19 protein-coding genes are annotated in these 18,002 nt (G+C 70.5%); 12 read left to right on the forward strand and 7 right to left on the reverse strand.

Going from position 1 to position 18,002, the window contains the following annotated elements; translation table 11 throughout:
* The first annotated feature begins 1 nt into the window (after position 1).
* A complete protein-coding gene (locus ACSG06_RS04330) occupies positions 2 to 580 on the forward strand; it encodes a hypothetical protein (protein WP_440989038.1) in 579 nt (192 codons plus the stop codon).
* Between the two features lie 6 nt (positions 581 to 586).
* Here the strand turns inward: ACSG06_RS04330 and ACSG06_RS04335 are convergent, their stop codons facing one another.
* The 3 genes from ACSG06_RS04335 to ACSG06_RS04345 form a co-directional block, all read right to left on the reverse strand.
* Positions 587 to 1,231, reverse strand: coding sequence for an FkbM family methyltransferase (locus ACSG06_RS04335; protein ID WP_440989039.1), 645 nt, complete (start codon positions 1,229 to 1,231; stop codon positions 587 to 589).
* 44 nt (positions 1,232 to 1,275) lie between these two features.
* Positions 1,276 to 2,169, reverse strand: coding sequence for a ZIP family metal transporter (locus ACSG06_RS04340; protein WP_440989040.1), 894 nt, complete (start codon positions 2,167 to 2,169; stop codon positions 1,276 to 1,278).
* Positions 2,170 to 2,241: 72 nt separating this feature from the next.
* Positions 2,242 to 2,931 (reverse strand): SDR family oxidoreductase, encoded by a 690-nt coding sequence (locus ACSG06_RS04345; RefSeq protein WP_440989041.1) that lies wholly within the window; start codon positions 2,929 to 2,931, stop codon positions 2,242 to 2,244.
* Positions 2,932 to 3,059: 128 nt separating this feature from the next.
* Between ACSG06_RS04345 and crtID the strand changes: the two genes are divergently transcribed.
* The 3 genes from crtID to cruF are packed head-to-tail and all read left to right on the forward strand — an operon-like array spanning position 3,060 to position 6,369.
* Positions 3,060 to 4,544, forward strand: a complete 1,485-nt coding sequence (gene crtID, locus ACSG06_RS04350; protein ID WP_440989042.1) for a bifunctional phytoene desaturase/3,4-desaturase — start codon at positions 3,060 to 3,062, stop codon at positions 4,542 to 4,544.
* 27 nt (positions 4,545 to 4,571) lie between these two features.
* Positions 4,572 to 5,462: a prenyltransferase gene (locus tag ACSG06_RS04355; RefSeq protein ID WP_440989043.1), complete on the forward strand. Its 891-nt coding sequence runs from the start codon at positions 4,572 to 4,574 to the stop codon at positions 5,460 to 5,462.
* Positions 5,455 to 6,369, forward strand: a complete 915-nt coding sequence (cruF, locus tag ACSG06_RS04360) for a bisanhydrobacterioruberin hydratase (RefSeq protein WP_440989044.1) — start codon at positions 5,455 to 5,457, stop codon at positions 6,367 to 6,369. Before ACSG06_RS04355 ends, cruF begins: the two co-directional genes overlap by 8 nt.
* A 25-nt stretch (positions 6,370 to 6,394) precedes the next feature.
* On the opposite strand, the gene ACSG06_RS04365 is transcribed toward cruF, so the two are convergent.
* Positions 6,395 to 7,051 (reverse strand): DUF6517 family protein, encoded by a 657-nt coding sequence (locus ACSG06_RS04365; RefSeq protein WP_440989045.1) that lies wholly within the window; start codon positions 7,049 to 7,051, stop codon positions 6,395 to 6,397.
* A gap of 256 nt (positions 7,052 to 7,307) precedes the next feature.
* Here ACSG06_RS04365 and ACSG06_RS04370 point away from each other — a divergent pair, with 256 nt between their 5' ends.
* Together ACSG06_RS04370 and dnaG are read left to right on the forward strand one after the other, a co-directional pair.
* Positions 7,308 to 8,186 carry an ArsR/SmtB family transcription factor gene (locus ACSG06_RS04370; RefSeq protein WP_440989046.1) on the forward strand — a complete coding sequence of 293 codons (879 nt, stop codon included), beginning with the start codon at positions 7,308 to 7,310 and terminating at the stop codon, positions 8,184 to 8,186.
* Between the two features lie 144 nt (positions 8,187 to 8,330).
* Positions 8,331 to 9,758, forward strand: a complete 1,428-nt coding sequence (gene dnaG / locus ACSG06_RS04375) for a DNA primase DnaG (RefSeq protein WP_440989047.1) — start codon at positions 8,331 to 8,333, stop codon at positions 9,756 to 9,758.
* On the opposite strand, the gene ACSG06_RS04380 is transcribed toward dnaG, so the two are convergent.
* On the reverse strand, positions 9,755 to 10,204 hold the full coding sequence (locus ACSG06_RS04380) for a GNAT family N-acetyltransferase (protein ID WP_440989048.1): 450 nt from the start codon (positions 10,202 to 10,204) through the stop codon (positions 9,755 to 9,757). The genes dnaG and ACSG06_RS04380 overlap by 4 nt on opposite strands.
* Before the next feature lie 2 nt (positions 10,205 to 10,206).
* On the reverse strand, positions 10,207 to 11,586 hold the full coding sequence (locus ACSG06_RS04385; RefSeq protein WP_440989049.1) for a DUF92 domain-containing protein: 1,380 nt from the start codon (positions 11,584 to 11,586) through the stop codon (positions 10,207 to 10,209).
* 108 nt (positions 11,587 to 11,694) lie between these two features.
* Between ACSG06_RS04385 and ACSG06_RS04390 the strand changes: the two genes are divergently transcribed.
* The 6 genes from ACSG06_RS04390 (at position 11,695) to ACSG06_RS04415 (ending at position 17,011) form a co-directional block, all read left to right on the forward strand.
* Positions 11,695 to 13,092 (forward strand): PAS domain-containing sensor histidine kinase, encoded by a 1,398-nt coding sequence (locus tag ACSG06_RS04390; RefSeq protein WP_440989050.1) that lies wholly within the window; start codon positions 11,695 to 11,697, stop codon positions 13,090 to 13,092.
* A 52-nt stretch (positions 13,093 to 13,144) separates the two neighbouring features.
* Entirely contained in the window at positions 13,145 to 13,753 is a 609-nt protein-coding gene (locus ACSG06_RS04395) for an undecaprenyl diphosphate synthase family protein (protein ID WP_440989051.1), read from the forward strand.
* Between the two features lie 114 nt (positions 13,754 to 13,867).
* Positions 13,868 to 14,695 (forward strand): DUF4129 domain-containing protein, encoded by an 828-nt coding sequence (locus ACSG06_RS04400; RefSeq protein ID WP_440989052.1) that lies wholly within the window; start codon positions 13,868 to 13,870, stop codon positions 14,693 to 14,695.
* A complete protein-coding gene (locus ACSG06_RS04405; protein WP_440989053.1) occupies positions 14,692 to 15,264 on the forward strand; it encodes a DUF7269 family protein in 573 nt (190 codons plus the stop codon). Before ACSG06_RS04400 ends, ACSG06_RS04405 begins: the two co-directional genes overlap by 4 nt.
* Positions 15,261 to 16,514: a DUF58 domain-containing protein gene (locus tag ACSG06_RS04410; RefSeq protein ID WP_440989054.1), complete on the forward strand. Its 1,254-nt coding sequence runs from the start codon at positions 15,261 to 15,263 to the stop codon at positions 16,512 to 16,514. The genes ACSG06_RS04405 and ACSG06_RS04410 overlap by 4 nt, the downstream gene beginning before the upstream one ends.
* The gene (locus tag ACSG06_RS04415; protein WP_440989055.1) at positions 16,511 to 17,011 is read left to right on the forward strand and encodes a DUF7519 family protein; all 501 of its coding nucleotides are present in this window, start codon (positions 16,511 to 16,513) and stop codon (positions 17,009 to 17,011) included. The genes ACSG06_RS04410 and ACSG06_RS04415 overlap by 4 nt, the downstream gene beginning before the upstream one ends.
* Before the next feature lies 1 nt (position 17,012).
* Here ACSG06_RS04415 and uppS read toward each other — a convergent pair whose 3' ends face one another.
* Entirely contained in the window at positions 17,013 to 17,936 is a 924-nt protein-coding gene (gene uppS / locus ACSG06_RS04420) for a polyprenyl diphosphate synthase (RefSeq protein ID WP_440989056.1), read from the reverse strand.
* Positions 17,937 to 18,002 lie beyond the last annotated feature (66 nt).

Raw genomic sequence — 18,002 nt, forward strand, 5'->3', positions numbered from 1 at the left:
CGTGCACCGACGTGCCCTCCTCACCGCCGCCGCCACCGGCGTCGTCGGCCTCGCCGGCTGCCTCCAGGGCCCGCTGGGCGTTGCGGGCGGTCGCTCGCCGGGTTCCCAGCGGGAGCGCTGGGGTGCGGAGCCGCCGTGTCCGGGGTTCGACCCGACCGCCGACCGGACGGTCTGCACCGGTGGCGGTCACCCGATGCCGAGCGGCGTCCCCGTCGCGCTTCAGCCCCCGGTGGACGCTCCGCTCCAGGCGGGGACACCGTTCGCCATCACACTGCGGCCGCGGACGGACGTACCGCTGACGTTCGCGCCCGCAGACTGGACGGTCCGCAGACTCCGGGACGACCGCTGGACGGACGTGGCGTCGGGCGACGCGGCGGACGGGTTCAGGACGGTCTACCCCGGCGAGCGGTACGAGTGGCGGATCGACGCGGCCGAGGATCCGGCCACGGACGACGAGGGGACCGGTATCGCCGCCTCGCTCGACCCCGGGCGGTACGCCTTCTCGCTCACCGCGAGCGTCGGCCGCGGCTGGACGGAGGGGGACCGGTTCGAGTGCGTCGCGCTCGTTGCGGTTCGCTGACGGGGCTCACGCCGTGGCTTCGTCGCGGACGAACGCGAACGTGACGTTCTCCTTGAACTCGTACTCGTGGACCTGTGTGTACCCCCAGCCCGTGACCAGCGATCGTATCTCCGTCGGGTCCACACCGAAGCCCGGGTGGGTCTCGACGATGATGACACGGGGGCGGATGGTCATCCCCTTCAGGATCGGCTCCTCGGCACCCTCGCAGTCGAGCTCGAGGACGTCACACTCCTCCAGGTCAGCCGGGCTGACGACGGTCGAACCGGTCTCGTCCCCGTACACCTCCTTGCCCTCGGCGACGATGGCGTGTCTGACGTCGATGCGGTCGTCGACGCGGTTCAGTCGTGCGGTTTCGCGGACCCGCTCGGCGAGCTCTCGGCCTCCCTCGTACACGACGACGGACTCCCCCTGCCGGGCCGCGACGACGGCGGTCACGCCGTGGCCACCCCCGACCACCACCACGGAGTCGTCTGGGCGGGTGAGCTCCCGGAGAGGGTCGATGGTGCCCTGCTTGTAGTCCTCGGAGACGACGTTCGTATCCAGGAGTCTGCCGGTGTTGAGCGAGACACCGTTGTACACCTTCACCTTCCGTGGCAGATGGTCTCGGACGGTGTTGTCGTACAACTTCTGGGCGAGGCCCCGTAGTACCATATCCAACGACTACCGGTGACTGATATAAACGTTCGTTGCTGCGGTCACCCGACGAGCAGCCAGGCGACGAAGACGACGATGCCGCCGAGGGCAGTGCTCCCCACGGCGTGGACGCGGAGCCGGTCGAGCAGGTGGTGGGCGTCGTCGGAGACCTGGGCGACCTCGTACACCTCGCCACCGATCTCACAGCGCGGCAGGAAGTCCATCGCGACGTGCAGGAACACGCCCGCCGCGAAGCCGAAGACGGCGGCTGTGACGAGCGGTTCGCCGGAGAGGTCGAGGAAGCTCGCCGGGATGGCGGTCAGGCCGACCCCCGTCGCCGGCAACAGGATGACCGTCGGGGTCTGTCCGTTGCTCGCGAGGCGGCGCGCGGCTGCGTAGCCCGCGGGCCCCTTGTGCGAGACGATAGCGAGGCCGAGGCCGACCCCGAGTTCGGGCATCGTGCCGTAGACGATGCCGATGATGACGCCGGCGGCGAGCGCGTGGGCGGAGAGCTCGACGGCGGTGTGGTCGAAGCCGAGGTCGACGTGGGCGAAGCGGTGCCCGAGCGTGTGCGAGCCGAAGCCGGTCAGCAGTCCGGCTGCGACGCCGGCGCCGGCGTACTTCATCCCGGTCGCGGGGTTCGCTGCGCCCTGTGCCAGCCCGAACGCCTGCGGGAGGAGGAAGAGTGCGGCGCTGACGATCATCGCGCCCGAGGCCAGTCCGTAGCCCCAGACGAGTGCCCGTGCGTGCTGGTCGCGTGCCCTGACGCCCAGCGGGATGGCGAGCGCCATGGCGAAGAACGCGACCCACGCGATACCGACGGGCTTCATCGCGTCGGTGCTCGGTGCGGCGACGACCGCGGCAGCACTCAGTGCGAGCAACGACGCGACGGCGACGAGGCCGACCCTCGAGAGGTCGTCGACGCCCCGCCAGCTGAACGATTCAGTGGAGCCCATTGTTGCTAACAACAGGATTCGAATTAATAAGGGGTTCGATTACCGCAGTCCGGTGTGGAGCGACGACCCCGTCTACCGGGTCGCGGACTTCCACTCCCGCAGGCCGACGACCGCACCGTCTAGCTCCTCGGCTGGACACTCGGTGGCAGCCCAGACGAACATCGGAGCGACCTCGTCCGGGTCCCGTCCGCCCGGGCCCGAGAGGTCGGTCGCGACCTGTCCGGGGTCCACACAGCCAGCGACGAACGGAGTGTCGACGGCGAAGGCGCGGGTGACGGCCTCCGCGGCGGCCTTCGAGACAGCGTACGAACCGATACCGGGCTTCGCGTCGCGCGCGATGGAGCCGGTCGGGACGAGCAGTCGGGCCCCCTCGTTCAGGTGCGGGACGGCCTCGCGGAACGTGGCGAACACCCCGCGGGCGTTCGTGCGCAGGTGGTCGTCGAACGCGGAGTACGCCTCCTCCTGTACGGGCGTCTCACCGGGGTCACCGTGATAGACGCCCGCGTTGGCGACGACGAGGTCGATGCCACCGCCGGCGCCAGCCCGCGAGGCGATCTCCACGAGCCGTTCGACGTCGAACTCGTCCCGGACGTCCGCCCTGACCGACGTAATCGCGTCGCCGTGGCGGTCGAGTAGTCCGTCGAGGTCGTCGGGGTCGCGGGCACAGGCGACCACGTGTGCCCCCGCCGCGACCAGCTCGTCCACGACCGCCGCGCCGATTCCACGACTCGCACCGGTGACGACCGCTGTCTGTCCGTCCATACCCCACCTTCGCGCTCGGTCCGCAGGAAAGCATCGGTCCCGGAACCGACAGTTCGGGGGCCGGCTGGACCGACGACCCCAACCAGGTTTGCGGCGACTTTATGCAGGTCTCGTTACAACAGAGAGGCATGAAATCCCTCGCAGGAGAGTCGGTCGTCGTGGTCGGGAGTGGCTTCGGCGGGCTCTCGACGGCCTGCTACCTCGCGGACGCCGGCGCGGAGGTGACGGTCATCGAGAAGAACGAGCAGCTCGGCGGCCGGGCCTCGGTCCTCGAACGCGACGGCTTCCGGTTCGACATGGGCCCCTCCTGGTACCTGATGCCAGACGTGTTCGAGCGCTTCTTCGGCCACTTCGACCGCGAGCCGACGGAGTACTACGGGCTGGAGCACCTCGACCCCCACTACCGTATCTTCTTCAAGGACGGCGACCAGGTCGACATCACCCGCGACCTCGAACGCACCAAGCAGGTGTTCGAGTCGTACGAGACCGGTGCCGGCGCGGCACTGGAGCGCTACCTCGACAAGTCCGAGGAGAACTACGACGTCGGCATGGAGCACTTCGTCTACGAGGACCGCGCGTCGTTCCGGGACTTCGTGGACATCGACGTCGCCCGGCAGGCCCGCGGGCTCTCGCTGCTCGGGTCGATGCAGGACCACGTGGAGCGCTACTTCGACCACCCGAAGCTCCAGCAGATCATGCAGTACACCCTCGTGTTCCTCGGCGGCTCGCCGAAGAACACGCCGGCGCTCTACAACCTCATGAGCCACGTCGACTTCAACCTCGGCGTCTGGTACCCCGAGGGCGGCATGGGCGGCGTCGTCGACGGCATCGTCGAGATGGGCGAGGAGCTCGGCGCGGAGTTCCTCGTCGACGAGCCCGTCACGGAGATCAAGGGCCGCTACGGCGGCTTCCTCGTCGAGACCGACCGCGACAAGCACCTCGCCGACATCGTCGTCAGCGACGCCGACTACGCCCACACCGAACAGGAGCTCCTGCCCCCGGAGAAGCGCCAGTACAGCGCGGACTACTGGGAGTCCCGGACCTACGCCCCCTCCGCGTTCCTCATGTACATGGGCGTCGAGGGCGACGTTCCGGCGCTCGAGCACCACACGCTGGTCCTGCCGACGGACTGGAACCAGCACTTCGACCAGATATTCGAGGAGCCGGCGTGGCCGGAGAACCCGGCCTACTACCTCTGTGTCCCGTCGAAGACCGACGACACGGTCGCGCCGGAGGGCTACAGCAACCTGTTCGTGCTCGTCCCCATCGCGCCCGGGCTGGACGACGACGAGGAGATCCGGGAGTGGTACCGCGAGCTCATCCTCGACGACATCGCCGAGTTCGCCGACACGGACCTGCGCGACCGCATGGTCGTCGAGGAGACGTTCTCCGTCTCGGAGTTCACCGACCGCTACAACTCGATGCAGGGCACCGCGCTCGGGATGGCCCACACGCTGCGCCAGACCGCGATGTTCCGGCCGCCGCACCGCTCGAAAGCCGTCGACGGGCTCTACTTCACGGGCTCGTACACGACGCCCGGCATCGGCGTCCCGATGTGCCTCATCAGCGGCGACATCACCGCTGACGCCGTGCTGGAGGACTACGGCGAGTGAACCGACGATGACCGGGGTGAACGGACCGTGACCGGAGTCGTCCCCAGTCTCGCGTCGACCCTCGCCCGGGTCGTCCCGTCGGAGGACCGCCTCTCGGGCTACCTGCTCCGGCTCTCCAGACCGAGATTCTGGTTCTATCTGGCCGGCCCGGTCGTCGTCGGCGTCACCTACGCCGCGAGCGGCACCGCCGACCTGCTCACGCCCCTGACGCTCGCGCTGTTCGCGTACTTCCTCGTCCCGGCGAACGTGTTCCTCTACGGGGTCAACGACGCGTTCGACCGCGACGTCGACGAGCACAACCCGAAGAAGGAGGAGAAGGAGGTCCGGTTCCGCCGGGACGCCATCGTCGGCGTCGTCGTCGCGTTCGCCGGCGCGCTCGGGGCCACGTTCCTGTTCGTCCTCCCGACCGCCGGGGTACAGGTGCTCCTGCTGTACTTCTTCCTCGCGGTCGAGTACAGCGCGCCGCCGCTGCGGTTCAAGACCACGCCGTTCCTCGATTCGCTGTCGAACGGGCTGTACGCGCTCCCGGGGGTCATCGCGTTCGTCGCCGTCGCCGACGTGCTCCCGCCGGCGGCGGCCATCGCGGGGGCGTGGCTCTGGACGATGGCGATGCACACGTTCTCGGCGATCCCCGACATCGAGCCCGACCGCGAGGCCGGCATCAGCACGACGGCGACGTTCCTCGGCGAGCGAGCCACCTACGTCTACTGCGCCGTGGTCTGGCTCGCCGCCGCCGCCGGCTTCGCGCTGGTCGACTACCGGCTCGGCCTGCTGCTCGGGGTCTACCCCGTGTTCGTCACCGGCGTCGCGCTCTCGGACGTCGCCGTCGACCGCGCGTACTGGTGGTTCCCGTTCCTGAACACGGCCGTCGGGGCCGCCATGACGATGGGGAAGCTCTGGGTGATGGTGAATGGCTGACCGGGCGCCGACGGACGGTTCAGGTGGTCCGTCGACCGACACCGGGGACGACGGCTTCGACCGCCGCCGGTTCGAGGCCCGCCTCGACGAGCTGGTCCGCGAGCACCGGTTCACCATCGCCGTCGTCTTCCCGCTCGTCGGTGCGGTGACCCTCGTCGCCAGCGCGGAGGGCTGGCTCCCCGACCCGCTCGCGTACAACCCGCTGTTCGTGCTGTTCGGCGTGCTCGTCATGCGGCTCCCGCTCGTCGCAGGGGTGCTCCCGCTCGTGGGCAAGCGGGCCGCGGCCAGCCTCGGGCTGCTGACGCTGTACGCCTACGGCATCGAGCTCGTCGGCATCCGCACGGGCTGGCCGTACGGCTACTTCGAGTACGAGGTGCCGCTCGGGCCGATGCTGTTCGGGGAGGTGCCGGTCGCGCTCCCGGTCTTCTTCTTCCCGCTGGTGCTCAACGCCTACCTGCTGATGCTGCTCCTGCTCGGGAGTCGGGCGCGCTCGCGGGCGGTCCGGCTGCTCGTGACCGTCGCGGCCGTCGTCGCCATCGACCTCGTGCTCGACCCCGGCGCGGTCGCGGTGGACTTCTGGGAGTACGCCGCGCACCCCGACGGCGTCGGCGGCTACTACGGCGTCCCGGCGTCGAACTACGTCGGCTGGGTGCTCTCTGCGACGGTCGCCGTCGTGTTGTTCGACGTGGCGTTCGCCCGCGAGGACCTGCTCGACCGGCTGGCCGACTGCGAGTTCATGCTCGACGACATGGTGAGCTTCGTGCTGCTCTGGGGCTGCATCAACGCGCTCTACGGCAACTGGGTCCCGGTCGTCCTCGCGGTCGGCTTCGGTATCGGCCTGCTCGCGACCGACCGGTTCGACTTCGCCATCGGCGACAGCGCGCTCGTCCGGGCCGTCCAGCGGTAGGACTCACTCGACCCGTCGCGGCGACTCACTCCACCCGCCGCATCGCCTCGAAGACGCGCTCTCTGTCGCGCTCGGGATTCGGATTCACCGCGACGTCGACCGCCAGCCGTGCGCCCGACGCCTGCCGGTGGATCGCGTCGGCGAACTCCTCGGTGGGGTACATCCCGCCGGCCATGGCGTACGCGCCCCGCGTCGGCCAGATGCAGGCCCAGAGCGTCGACGGCAGGGTGAACTGGCCGTCGACCACGTCCTGTTCGATGACGTCGTCCGAGAGCGGGTAGGCCACGTCGTAGCAGAACGCCCGGGCGGGGCGACCGTCGCCCCGGTCGAAGTCGCGCTCCTCGACCGTCTCGACCGCGGTGAGGCCGTCGGCCTCGATGCTCTCCTTGAACTCACGTTCGGCGTAGCTGGTGGCGATGCCGAACACCGACGCTGGGTCGACGCCGAAGGAGTCCAACGACGGGTCGAACTGCAGGTCGGTGGTGAAGAACGCGCGGCCCGCGAGGTCGACCCGTGGGTCCGCGATGGCCTCGTAGACGTCGACGCTCGCCGACTCGACGTAGATGGCGTTGAACGCCTCGATGGAGAAGAAGGGGAGTTCGAGCGCGAGTTCCGACTCCGTCCGGGCCAGCTCCCAGCCGAACTCGGCGAGCAACGCGTCGGGGAGGCGCGGGGCACTCATCGATGCCAGCTACGCCCCCGAGTGCCTTCGGCGTGGCGGTCCCGACGGTGCGGTGGTCGGCCGAGGAGCGGTGCGGAACGATGGGATTTCCCACCTGCAATCGCCATTTCAGCTTCGGAGTTATCTCTTTCCGGACACGATTTACTGCTCGCTGAAGAGAAACCACAACCGCAAGACGTGACCGCCCCAGATAGCTCAAAACCAGTTTTCAGCTTGCACAATTGGTTTACCTGTCCCTGTTGTAGAGTGGAGTAGCATGTCGCGGCTCCTCCCGTTCCGCTCCGACGAGACGACCCCCACCCCAGAAAAGCCACCGCGGGTGGTCGACCTCGACAGCGACGACGCGGACCAGGTGTTCGGGGCGCTCTCGTCCGACACCGCCAGACGGATCTACACCTGTCTGCACGAGGAGCCGCGCACCCCGAGCGACATCGCGGAGGAGATAGACTCCTCCATCCAGAACGTCAGGTACCACCTCGAGAAGCTGGAGGACGCCGGCCTCATCGACGTCGTGGACGTTTGGTACTCCTCGCGTGGCAACGAGATGAACGTCTACGCACCACAGTCCGGCCCGCTCATCGTCTCCGGCGACGAGCAGCGCTCCTCGCGGCTCCGGTCGGCGCTCAGCCGGTTCGTCGGTGGCGTCGGCGTGCTCGCCGCCGCGAGCCTGTTCGTCCAGTACGGCCTGCCGCGCCTGCTCGGGCGCACCGGCTGGGGGGTAACCGGCGGCTCGGGCGGTGCGGTCGAGCCGACCGGTGGCGGCGGTGACGACGCCGAGTTCGTCGCCCGGAACGCGAACGAGACCACGGCAGCCACGACCGCCCGGGGCGACGTGGAGGTCGCGGCGGAGACCAGTACCAGCACCAGCACCGCGCAGCCCACGGCGACCGACGGGGGCAACGTGAGCGTGTTCGACCAGAGCACGGCGACCGAGACCGCCGAGATGGCGGACGCCCCCGCCACGCAGGCGCCACAGACGACCACCGAGAGCGCGTCGTCGGGCGCAGACGCCGCCGCCCAGGGTGCCGACGCGCTGCTCGCCACCATCGAGCCCGGCCTGCTGTTCTTCGCGGGCGGCCTGCTCGTGCTCACGCTCGTCCTCGGCTACTGGTACTGGTCCGGCGACCGGTACTGACGCGGGGCGTGGCCCTCGGGGATACGTTCACGACACTTCTCCCGATAACAACAGGTATGAACCGGGAGCCCGTAGCTCCCGTGTCCATGAACCAGTTCATGGCAACATCACCATCACACGCCCCCCACACGGGGCAGATCATCAATGGAGGATACATCCAAATATCTCATTCACGCGACGGTAACGGCCGACGGGGTGGTCGAGCGGAGTGACGTCGTCGGGGCCATCTTCGGCCAGACAGAGGGGCTCCTCGGCGACGAGCTCGACCTCCGGGAGCTGCAGCAGTCCTCGAAGGTCGGACGCATCGACGTCGAGATCGACAGCGACGCGGGCCGGTCGCACGGGAGCGTCACCATCGCCACGAGCCTCGACAAGGTAGCGACGGCGACGCTGGCGGCCGCCCTCGAGTCGTTGACCCGCGTCGGCCCCTGCAAGGCGACCCTCGAGATCGAGGACATCGAGGACGTCAGGGCGGCCAAGCGACGCCGCGTCGTCGACCGGGCGAAGGAACTGCTCGCGACCGCCTTCGACGACTCGATGATGAGCTCGGAGGAGATCCTGCGCGAGGTCCGCGAGCACGCCCGCGTCGCCGACATCTCCGAGTACGAGGGGCTGCCGGCCGGCCCCCGCGTCGAGGAGAGCGACGCCGTCGTCGTCGTCGAGGGCCGCGCGGACGTGCTCCAGCTCCTGAAGTACGGCATCAAGAACGCAATCGCCGTCGAGGGGACCGACGTCCCCGAGGCGGTCGCGACGCTCACGCAGGACAAGACCGTCACCGCGTTCCTCGACGGCGACCGGGGCGGCGACCTCATCCTGAAGGAGCTCTCGCAGGTGGGCGAGGTCGACTACGTCGCCTTCGCGCCCGAGGGCAAGTCTGTCGAGGACCTGCTCCACCACGAGGTGTTCGAGGCCCTGCGCGAGAAGGTGCCGTTCTCGGTCGTCGCCGAGACGAGCGCGCCCCACGAGGCCATCGGCACGCCCGAGGCGGTCTCGATGTCGACCACGGGGAGCGACGACGGGACGACAAGCCGACCGGAACCGTCCACCGCAGGCGGGTCGACCGGGACGGCCACGGAGTCGGCACAGACCGAGTCGGCGGTGGTCGAGGCCGCGACGGAGGCCATCGAGTCGACACGGACGGCCACCGAGGAGACGACCGGGGATGCCGTCGACCCGGAGAGTACGACATCGGCGGACCCGCCTGCCGAAACGACGGAGGCGGCCGCGGCCGAGTCGACAGCGACGGAAGCGGCCGACGGGGCGGCCCCGCCCGACACCCTCCGGGGACACGTCGAGGCGGTCGTCGCGGGTGGCAGCGGACAGGTCAGACTGCTCGACGACGAGCTGGGTCTCATCGACGAGGGCCCGGCGGCCGAGGCGTTCGACCTCGTTCGCGAGGCCGAGCCGGTGCCGCATGCGGTCGTGCTGGACGGCGAGCTGAGCCAGCGCGTGCTCGACGTGTCGGCCCAGCGCGGCGTCGACCACGTCGTCGCGGCGTCGCTCGGCGAGTTCGTGAAACGACCGACCGGGACCAGGATCAGGACCGCGGAGCGGCTCCTCGGCGACGCCTAGAGCGTCAGCCGGTACCGGACGGCGTCGCGGTCTGTCTCCTCGCCGTCAGCCGTCTCGTTCTCCCCGTCACGCCCGTAGTAGCCCGGTAGCGTCTCGCCTGCCTCGAACCCGAGCTCCTCGTACAGCGCGCGTGCCGACGCGTTCTCGGCCGCGACGACCAGCTCGGCGACCCGACAGCCCTCGCGTCGGAGCCGGACCAGGACGGCGCACAACAGCCGACGGCCGCGCCCCTCGCGCCGATGTGCGGGAGCGACGACCAGCTCGGCGACGTGGGCGACCTCGCCGGTGAACGAGTGGCTGTAGCCGACGGGCACCCCGTCTGCGGTCGAGACGAGTGTCACCCCGGGTGGGAGTTCGTCGAACAGGCCCTGGACCGGCGCGTCGAGGAGGCTCTGGAGCGCCCGGAGCGCCGGCAGGTCCGCCGGTGTCGCCTCGCGGACCGCCATCGTCACGGGAACGCCGCGCCGCCCACCACGAACGCCACGAGCACCGCGACGAGGGCGCCGGCGAGGGTGGCGAAGAAGTTCACGCCCTGGTTGCCGAGCACGTCCCCCTCCAGCGTGGCGCCGAGCAGGCTGTCGACGGTCATGCCGCCGACGCCGGCGACGAACACCACGCCCGCACCGGTCGCGGTCACGGTCGCCGAGCCGTCGACGGCGGGGAACACGAGGAAGGCGATGGTGGCGACGAACGCCGCGCCGGCGAAGCCGGCGAGCTCGCCCTGCCAGGTCACCGCACCGTCGGTGCCCGGCTCGACCGGTTTGAGGGTCGTGATGAGTCGTGGGGAGTCGAACACCGCGCCGATCTCGCTGGAGAGGGTGTCGCTGAGCGCCGTGGCGATGGAGCCCGCGAACGCGAACAGGAAGATGGTCCCGTCCACCCGGAGCAGCGCCACCCCGGGGTCGGCGGCTGCGAAGCCCAGTACCGCGACGATGGCGACCGCGGCGTTGCCGAGGACGTTCCCCGTGCCGCGGGCGCCCTCGTTGTCCTCGGCGATGCCGCGCGCTGCCTTCGTGTCGTACCGGTACTTCGTCGAGAGCGCGCCGATCGCGAAGAAGGAGATGAGGACCGCGAACCAGCCGATGCCGCCGAGGACGATGGTGAGGATGGAGAGCAGGACGCCCGTCAGCATCCCCTCGACGGAGGCGGTCTGGAGGGCGAAGGAGAGGTAGCCGAGGACGAGTGTAACGCCGATGGCGGCCGCGATCTCCTGGTTGTGGACGGCGGGCGCGAGCTCGAACAGCAGCCAGAGCAGGAGGCCCACGGAGAACAGCACCAGCGGGTCGTCGCGTTCGAACAGCGCAGCTCGCAGCAGGGCACCGAGGAACGCACCGCTCACGGCGAGGAACACGATCTTCGGGAGCGTCCCGGCGATGGGCTGGTCGAGCAGCACGCGGGCGACCAGCTGGCCGGTGATGCCCGCGACGACGCCGCCGGTGACGAAGCCGGTGCTGACGTGGAACGGGTACGGGTACCGGGTCTTGACCAGCTCCGAGGTGAGGTTGCCGTAGACGAGCAGGAGGACGGAGCCGACGAACACGTCGACCTGCAGCGGGGGGACACGGCCGGTACCGACGAGGTCGGTCACCGTCAGCAGTCCGAGGCCGACGACCGCGAGTCCGAAGCCGATGAGGCCGAACAGGCGTCGCTCCTTGCGGTCGCCGGGGCGAGCGAACAGTTCGAAGAGGGGGCCGTCGGTCACGATGGCGGCACCGACGAGCACGGCTGCGGCGACGGTCATCGCCGCCTCCGGCCCGACCGCTGGCAGGAGCAGCACCAGCGAGCCGACCGCCGCGAATGCACCCGCACGTCGAACTGGGGAAGTCACGCGGGCGCTTCTTTTCCCGGGGCTTACTTACCGTTTCCGAACGCCCTCGTCCGGACCCCCGTGAACCGCCACAGCGTCTATACCGCTCGACTGTCTCTCCCAAGAGAGATGGTGTCTCCGCCGGACCGGTCAGCGCTGCTCGACCACACGCAGGCGAAGCTCGCTATCGTCGACGAGGACGGGACGATAACGTACGTGAACGCCGCTGCCGAGCGGATTCTGGGGTACAAGCCGGAGCGGCTCGTCGACACCGACGCCTTCGGCTACGTCCATCCGGAGGACCGCGAGCGCGTGATGGCCGCGTTCGCGGCCGTGGTCGACGGCGACCCCGACGTGGCGTCGGTCATCGAGTACCGGTACCGCACGGCGGACGACGACTGGGTCTGGCTGCAGAGCCGCATCACCGAGCTCGAAGGGGCCGACGTGGACGGGTACGTCGTCAGCTCCAACGACGTGACCGACCGGGTGGCGGCACAGCGAGAGCAGCAGACGACCGAGACACGGCTGCAGGAGATCGCCGCGAAGGCCAGCGACGTGCTCTGGATGTTCAGCGGCGACTGGTCGGAGTGTCTCTTCGTCAACTCGGCCTACGAGCACGTGTACGGACAGCCCGCCGACGAGGTGCGCGAGGAGCCGGAGCGCTTTCTCGACGCCGTCCATCCGGACGACCGCCCGCTCGTCAGGGCGGCGATGAGACAGCTCTCGAACGGGCAGGCCGCGGAGGTCGAGTACCGGGTGAACCCAGATCTGGGGTATCAGTCCTGGGTGTGGGTGCAGGCAGAGCCCATCGTCGTCGACGGGGACGTCGAGCGGATCGTCGGCTTCAGCCGGGACGTGACCGACCGCCGACGGCGCGAACAGCAGCTCGCGGTGATGGACAAGCTCCTCCGACACAACATCCGGAACGACATGAACATCGTCCTCGGTGAGACCGAGCAGATCGAGTCGAGCGGTCGGCCCGATGTCGCGCGACGGAAGCGGTCGATCCGGGATACCGCGACCCAGCTCATCGCGACAGCGGAGAAACAGCGGGACCTCATCGAGCTCCTCACGAACCCCGGCACGCCGGAGGTGGTCGACATGAGCCAGACCGTCGAACGGGTGGGTCGGCAGATGCGGGAGCGGTACCCCGACGCCGAGATAGATATCGATTCCCCCGACCGTGCGACTGCGCTCGCCCTCCCCACCATCGAGGACGCGATCGCCGAACTCGCCGAGAACGCCATCGTCCACGCGACCGACGGGCAACCGACGGTTCGGCTGGGCTGCCGGACGACCGGCAGGACCGTCGAGGTCGAGGTCGCAGACGACTGCGACCCGATTCCGGAGTACGAGTACCGCGTCATCACGGGGGACCACAAGATGGACGACGTGTACCACAGCAGCGGCATCGGGCTCTGGCTCGTCTACTGGCTGGTCGAGTTCTCGGACGGCGAGATCGAGTTCGACGCGCCATCGTCGTCGGGCAACCGCATCCGGCTGACGTTCGCACGCCCGGCCGACTGAGTCGCCACGGCGAGTCGACAGGTTCACGCACGAGCGTGTGAAACTGGGTGGCGTGGGACTGTACGACCGCTACCTCGCCTATCGGATCCGCCGCGACGAGACGCCGCCGCCGGCACACGTCGCCCTCGTCATCACGGAGCGCGACCTGCTGGAACAGGGCGCGTACGAGACGCTCTCGCGGTTCTTCGAGCTCGCGTTCGAGGTCGGCGCCGACCGGATCACGGTGTACGTCAGCGTGCTCGACGAGGCGGCGGCGCCGACGCTCGCCCGTCAGTTCGACGACCTCGACGCGCCGCGACCGGTCGCGGTGCGGGGGCCGGACGACGACGAGCGCGCCGACGCGCCCATCCAGGTGAGCATCGGCCTCGGCGGGAAACACGAGTTCACGGCCGCCGTCCAGGGCGTCGCGAAGGAGGTCTCCCGCGGCGAACTCGAACCCGGGGCGGTCGACGAGGAGGAGATCGAGCGGCGGCTCGTGTTCCCCGCAGAGCCGGACCTGGTCATCAAGACCGGTGCCGAGCGGCTCTCCGATTTCATGATCTGGCAGTCCGTCTACTCCGAGCTCTACTTCACCGACCTGAACTGGCGGGACTTCCGCGACCGGGACTTCTACCGTGCGATCCGGGAGTACCAGGACCGCCAGCGCAGATTCGGACGGTAGGGGGGCGGGACGTCGAACCGCCGTCGTCCGGTTGCGAGACCCCGCGAACCCCCGGATGTTCCGACCCGGAAAACGAGAGGTTGTTTTAGGACCGTCCGTCTCCTCACCTCGACCGTGACGCGATTCGCCCTCCAGACGGTCGCGATAGCCCTGCTGGTCACCGTCGCACTCGGGGTGGCGGCGGGCTCGCTGGGCGGGCTCTCGGCCGACCTCGGCCCGGACGAGCAGGGGGTCCGGACGCCCGAGGACCCCGAGAACGGGAGTTCGTCGCCCTCGAGCGCGGTGACCGGCGGGGAGACAATCGGCCAGGAGACGTACCTCCGGCTCCTCGCCGCGCTGTGTGCGACCGCGCTGGTCTGTTGCTACGTGCTGTTCCCCGACTCCCGTCGGGTGGTCGTCCTCACCGGGTGTGCGGGCGTCGTCGGCACCGCGGGGTACCTGCTCTACCGGCCGACCGCCGACGTGTCGGTGCCCGCGTTCGCGACGAGCGACGCGCTCGGGCTGGCAGGCGTCGGCGTGCTGGTCGGACTGGGCCTCGCCGTGGCGGGCCTGCTCTGGCGGTTCGACGTGCTCGCTCCGGACACCGACCGGTCCGACGACGGGGAGACGCGAGCGGTCGCCCACGACCGTGCCGGGGCGGCGACCCGACACCCTGCCAGCACCGCCGGGACGGATCCGGTCCGGCGTGCCTGGCAGCGGATGGTCGCCGACCTGCAACCGCCGTCGCCGGGGGCCCGCACGCCCGGCGAGTTCGCCGATACGGCGAAGGCCGACGGGCGGGACCCCGACGCAGTCGACCGGTTGACGCGGTTGTTCCACGAGGTGCGATACGGCCGGCGTCGCCCCGAGGACTGTGCGGACGAGGCGCGACGGCTCGCCGAGCGAGTCGCAGCCGCGGACGCACCGGAATCACACGACGGCACCGACGAGGTGGAGCGATGAGCCGCCTGCCCGGCCCACGCGGGCTGTTGCTCGCTGTCGGCCTCTCGCTGGTCGGTGCGGGACTGCTCGGGACCGTCGCGCCCGGGCTGGTCGTCGGCGACGCCGTCGCACTCGTCGTCCTCGTCGCTGGGAGCCTCGTTGCGGTCGCGCTGGCCGTCGTCTTCGCCCGGCAGGACACGGAACGGACGGTCGACCGGGCGACGACCCCCGACCGAGCGGGGCCACGAGTCCCCGGACGGTCCGCCGACGAGCAGCTCGCGAACGTGACCGCTGCGGGTCGCGTGCGCGGCGACGACGCCCGGGAGGACGTGTACGAGCGACTCACCGCGGTCGCGGTCGACACGCTCGTCGCCCGCTACGACTGCACGCCGGACGAGGCACGACGGCGGCTCGACGAGGGCACCTGGACCGACGACCCCGTCGCTGCCGCGCTGTTCGTCGAGGGTGCAGCGCCCGACTGGACGACACGGGACCGGCTCCGGACGCTCTGGACCGGCGAGCCACCGCTCCGTCGGCGCGCCCGGCACGCGCTCGCGGCGCTCTCGGCACTCGCCGGAGGTGGGCGATGAGCTGGCACCGGACGACGACCGAGCGCTGGCGCTGGCTCGTCCCCGTCGCGCTCGTGCTCGCGCCCGTCGGCGTCGTCTCGTCGAACCCGGCGGTCGTGCTCGGGGCGGTCGTCTGCGTCGGCGTGGCGGCGTTCGCCCGCGCATCGCCCGAGACGGACCCGACCATCGCCTGCGAGCGCCGGTTCGAGGAGCGAGACGACGGCACCGTCGCGGTCTCCCTCCAGGTCACGAACGACGGTGACACCGCCCTGCCCGACGTGCGTGTCCTCGACGGCGTCCCGGCGGACTGCGCCGTCGTCGACGGGACGCCGGAGCTGGCCTGTTCGCTGGCGGCCGGGGCGTCGCGGACCCTCCGCTACCGGGTCGAAGCCCCCGAGTCCACCCGGCGGTTCGACGACCCGTTCGTCGTGGTCGCGGACCGAACCGGCCGGGTCGAACGGCATTCACGGGTCGATGCCGGGGCGGGCCGACTGGGGGGTTCGCGACCCCTGCCGGACGCCGAGCCGGTGGCGCTGCGCCCACCGAGAGGTGGCCCACCGGGGCCGCTGACAGGGACCGAGTCCGGCGAGGGGCTCGCGTTCCACTCCGTCCGCGAGTACCGTCGGGGCGACCCGCTCGCCCGGGTCGACTGGTCCCGGCTGGCGCGGACCGGCGACCTGTCGACGGTGACGTTCCGGGCCGAGCGCGCCCCGACCGTGGTGCTGGTGGTCGACGCCCGGTCTGCCGCGTACGTGGCGCGGGCCGACGACGCGACGCCGGCGCGGGACCACGCTGTCGACGCGGCCCGGACCCTCGTCACCGGACTCGCGGACGCGCAGGTCGGCCTCGCGGTGCCCGGCTCGGGCGTGTCGTGGACGCCGCCGGGCACCGGGCGAGCCCACCGCGCGAAGCTCCGCCGCGAACTCGACGAGGACCCGGCGCTGGTCGCACCGCCAGCGGGTCCGGACCCCGACCTCGAATCGGTCGCGTCGACGCTCCGGGCGCGCGCACCGGCGGACGCACAGGTCTGCCTGCTGACGCCGCTCTGTGACGACGCCGTGGCGACGCTGGCCCGGCGGCTCGACGCCGGTGGGACGCCCGTCTCGGTCGTCAGCCCTGACCCGACGACGACCGACGGGCCCGGAAACCAGCTCGCCCACCTGGAGCGCGGAGCGCGGGTCCGGGAGCTCCGCCGGGCAGGGATTCCGGTGCTCGACTGGGTCGAAGGTGACGCCCGCGAGGCGTTCGCCCGCGCGGGGTGGTCCCGATGACGGAGACGGACAGCAGCGGGCTCGCTACTGGTGGGACGCCCGCCGTCCTCGTCGCGCTGGTCGCCGCACTCGCCGTGACGTTCGTCGCGAGCGTGACGGTCCCCGGCACCGTGGTCGCGGTCGCCGGGACCGCGGCGCTCGGGGCTGGCACGGTCCACGATGGCCGTCGGCTTCGTCTCGTCGGCGCGGCGCTGCTGGTCGGGTCCGTCACCTACGGCGCGTACGGTGGCCTCCCGATTCCAGCAGTGCTCGGCGGAACCATTGCCGCGCTGGTCGCCGCCGACGGGGGCGAGCGGGCGGTCGCCCTCGATGCACAGGTCCCCCGGGCCGCGACGGCGCGGCTGGTCCTCCGGCGGACGGGGACCACGCTCCTCGTCGCGGCGGTCGCCGCCGGCCTCGGCTACGGCGCGTACAGGGTCGGCTCGGGGGAGGCACCGGCCGCGGCGGCCGCGCTGCTGCTCGTCGGTGCGTTGCTGTCGGCGGCCGCGCTCCGGTGAGTCAGTCCGCCGTCGTCGACTCCTCGGTGACGCGGGAGGCCTCGTCGTGCTCGCTGCCCGAGAGCGAGTCGCGGAACTTGCGGACGACGCTGGTCGCCTCGGCGAGCTCGGTCGTCCCGAACGCCTTCACCAGGGCGAGCGCCCGACGGGCCCGGGTGCGTCGCCAGGACTGCTCGCGGTTCTCGTAGGTCCGTATCGCACGCAGGAAGTCCACCTTCGAGAACTCCGGCCAGTACGGCGCACAGAAGAACACGGCTGCCTCGTTGCCGTTGGCGTGCCACGGGAGGAAGTTCGAGGTGCGCTCGGCCCCGCCCGTCCGGATGATGAGGTCGACGTCACGCACTGCCTGGCCGTAGAGCCGGTCCTCGATGGTCTCGATGTCCACGTCACCGGGGGCGAGTTCGCCCTCGTCCACGGCGCGGGCGATCTGCTGTGCGGCGGTCAACAGCTCGTTCCGGCCGCCGTACGCCAGCGCGATGTTGAGGACGAACTCGTCGTAGCCCCGGGTCTGCTCCTCGGCGTGGCGGACCGCCGAGCGGACACGCTCGGGGAGCATCTCGGCGTCGCCGATGACGCGGATGGCGACCTCGTGCTCGTGTATCTGCTCGTGGTCGGCGAAGTCACGGAGCTTCTCGGCCATCAGGTCGAACAGCGGGTCGAGCTCCTCCTGTGGGCGTTCGAAGTTCTCCGTCGAGAACGTGTACAGCGTCAGCTCCTCGACGCCGACGTCGCGGCACCACTGGAGGATCTGCTCGCTGGTCTTCGCGCCCGCCTTGTGGCCGTCGGGTGCGTCGTCGCCGCGCTGTCTGGCGTACCGACGGTTGCCGTCCTGGATGACGGCGACGTGGGTCGGCGAGCCGGATATCTCCCGCTTCAGCAGCTGCTCGTACGCGGACTGCCATCGCTCCCGGACCCACGCTCGCATCACCGGACCTTCGACGGAACGGCTAATGGGTCTTGTGCTGTCTGACCGGTGGGCGGTACTGTGGTG

The organism is Haloarchaeobius baliensis (genome assembly GCF_052060055.1).
GTDB lineage: Archaea > Halobacteriota > Halobacteria > Halobacteriales > Natrialbaceae > Haloarchaeobius > Haloarchaeobius baliensis.

Bases quoted from the DNA above. Each gene is read 5' to 3' on its own strand.
- ACSG06_RS04390 (WP_440989050.1), top strand. From the start codon at position 11,695: ATGGTGTCTCCGCCGGACCGGTCAGCGCTGCTCGACCACACGCAGGCG.
- ACSG06_RS04410 (WP_440989054.1), top strand. From the start codon at position 15,261: ATGAGCTGGCACCGGACGACGACCGAGCGCTGGCGCTGGCTCGTCCCC.
- ACSG06_RS04415 (WP_440989055.1), top strand. From the start codon at position 16,511: ATGACGGAGACGGACAGCAGCGGGCTCGCTACTGGTGGGACGCCCGCC.
- crtID (WP_440989042.1), top strand. From the start codon at position 3,060: ATGAAATCCCTCGCAGGAGAGTCGGTCGTCGTGGTCGGGAGTGGCTTC.
- ACSG06_RS04405 (WP_440989053.1), top strand. From the start codon at position 14,692: ATGAGCCGCCTGCCCGGCCCACGCGGGCTGTTGCTCGCTGTCGGCCTC.
- ACSG06_RS04370 (WP_440989046.1), top strand. From the start codon at position 7,308: ATGTCGCGGCTCCTCCCGTTCCGCTCCGACGAGACGACCCCCACCCCA.
- ACSG06_RS04365 (WP_440989045.1), bottom strand. From the start codon at position 7,051: ATGAGTGCCCCGCGCCTCCCCGACGCGTTGCTCGCCGAGTTCGGCTGG.
- ACSG06_RS04335 (WP_440989039.1), bottom strand. From the start codon at position 1,231: ATGGTACTACGGGGCCTCGCCCAGAAGTTGTACGACAACACCGTCCGA.
- uppS (WP_440989056.1), bottom strand. From the start codon at position 17,936: ATGCGAGCGTGGGTCCGGGAGCGATGGCAGTCCGCGTACGAGCAGCTG.
- cruF (WP_440989044.1), top strand. From the start codon at position 5,455: ATGGCTGACCGGGCGCCGACGGACGGTTCAGGTGGTCCGTCGACCGAC.
- ACSG06_RS04380 (WP_440989048.1), bottom strand. From the start codon at position 10,204: ATGGCGGTCCGCGAGGCGACACCGGCGGACCTGCCGGCGCTCCGGGCG.
- dnaG (WP_440989047.1), top strand. From the start codon at position 8,331: ATGGAGGATACATCCAAATATCTCATTCACGCGACGGTAACGGCCGAC.
- ACSG06_RS04345 (WP_440989041.1), bottom strand. From the start codon at position 2,931: ATGGACGGACAGACAGCGGTCGTCACCGGTGCGAGTCGTGGAATCGGC.
- ACSG06_RS04340 (WP_440989040.1), bottom strand. From the start codon at position 2,169: ATGGGCTCCACTGAATCGTTCAGCTGGCGGGGCGTCGACGACCTCTCG.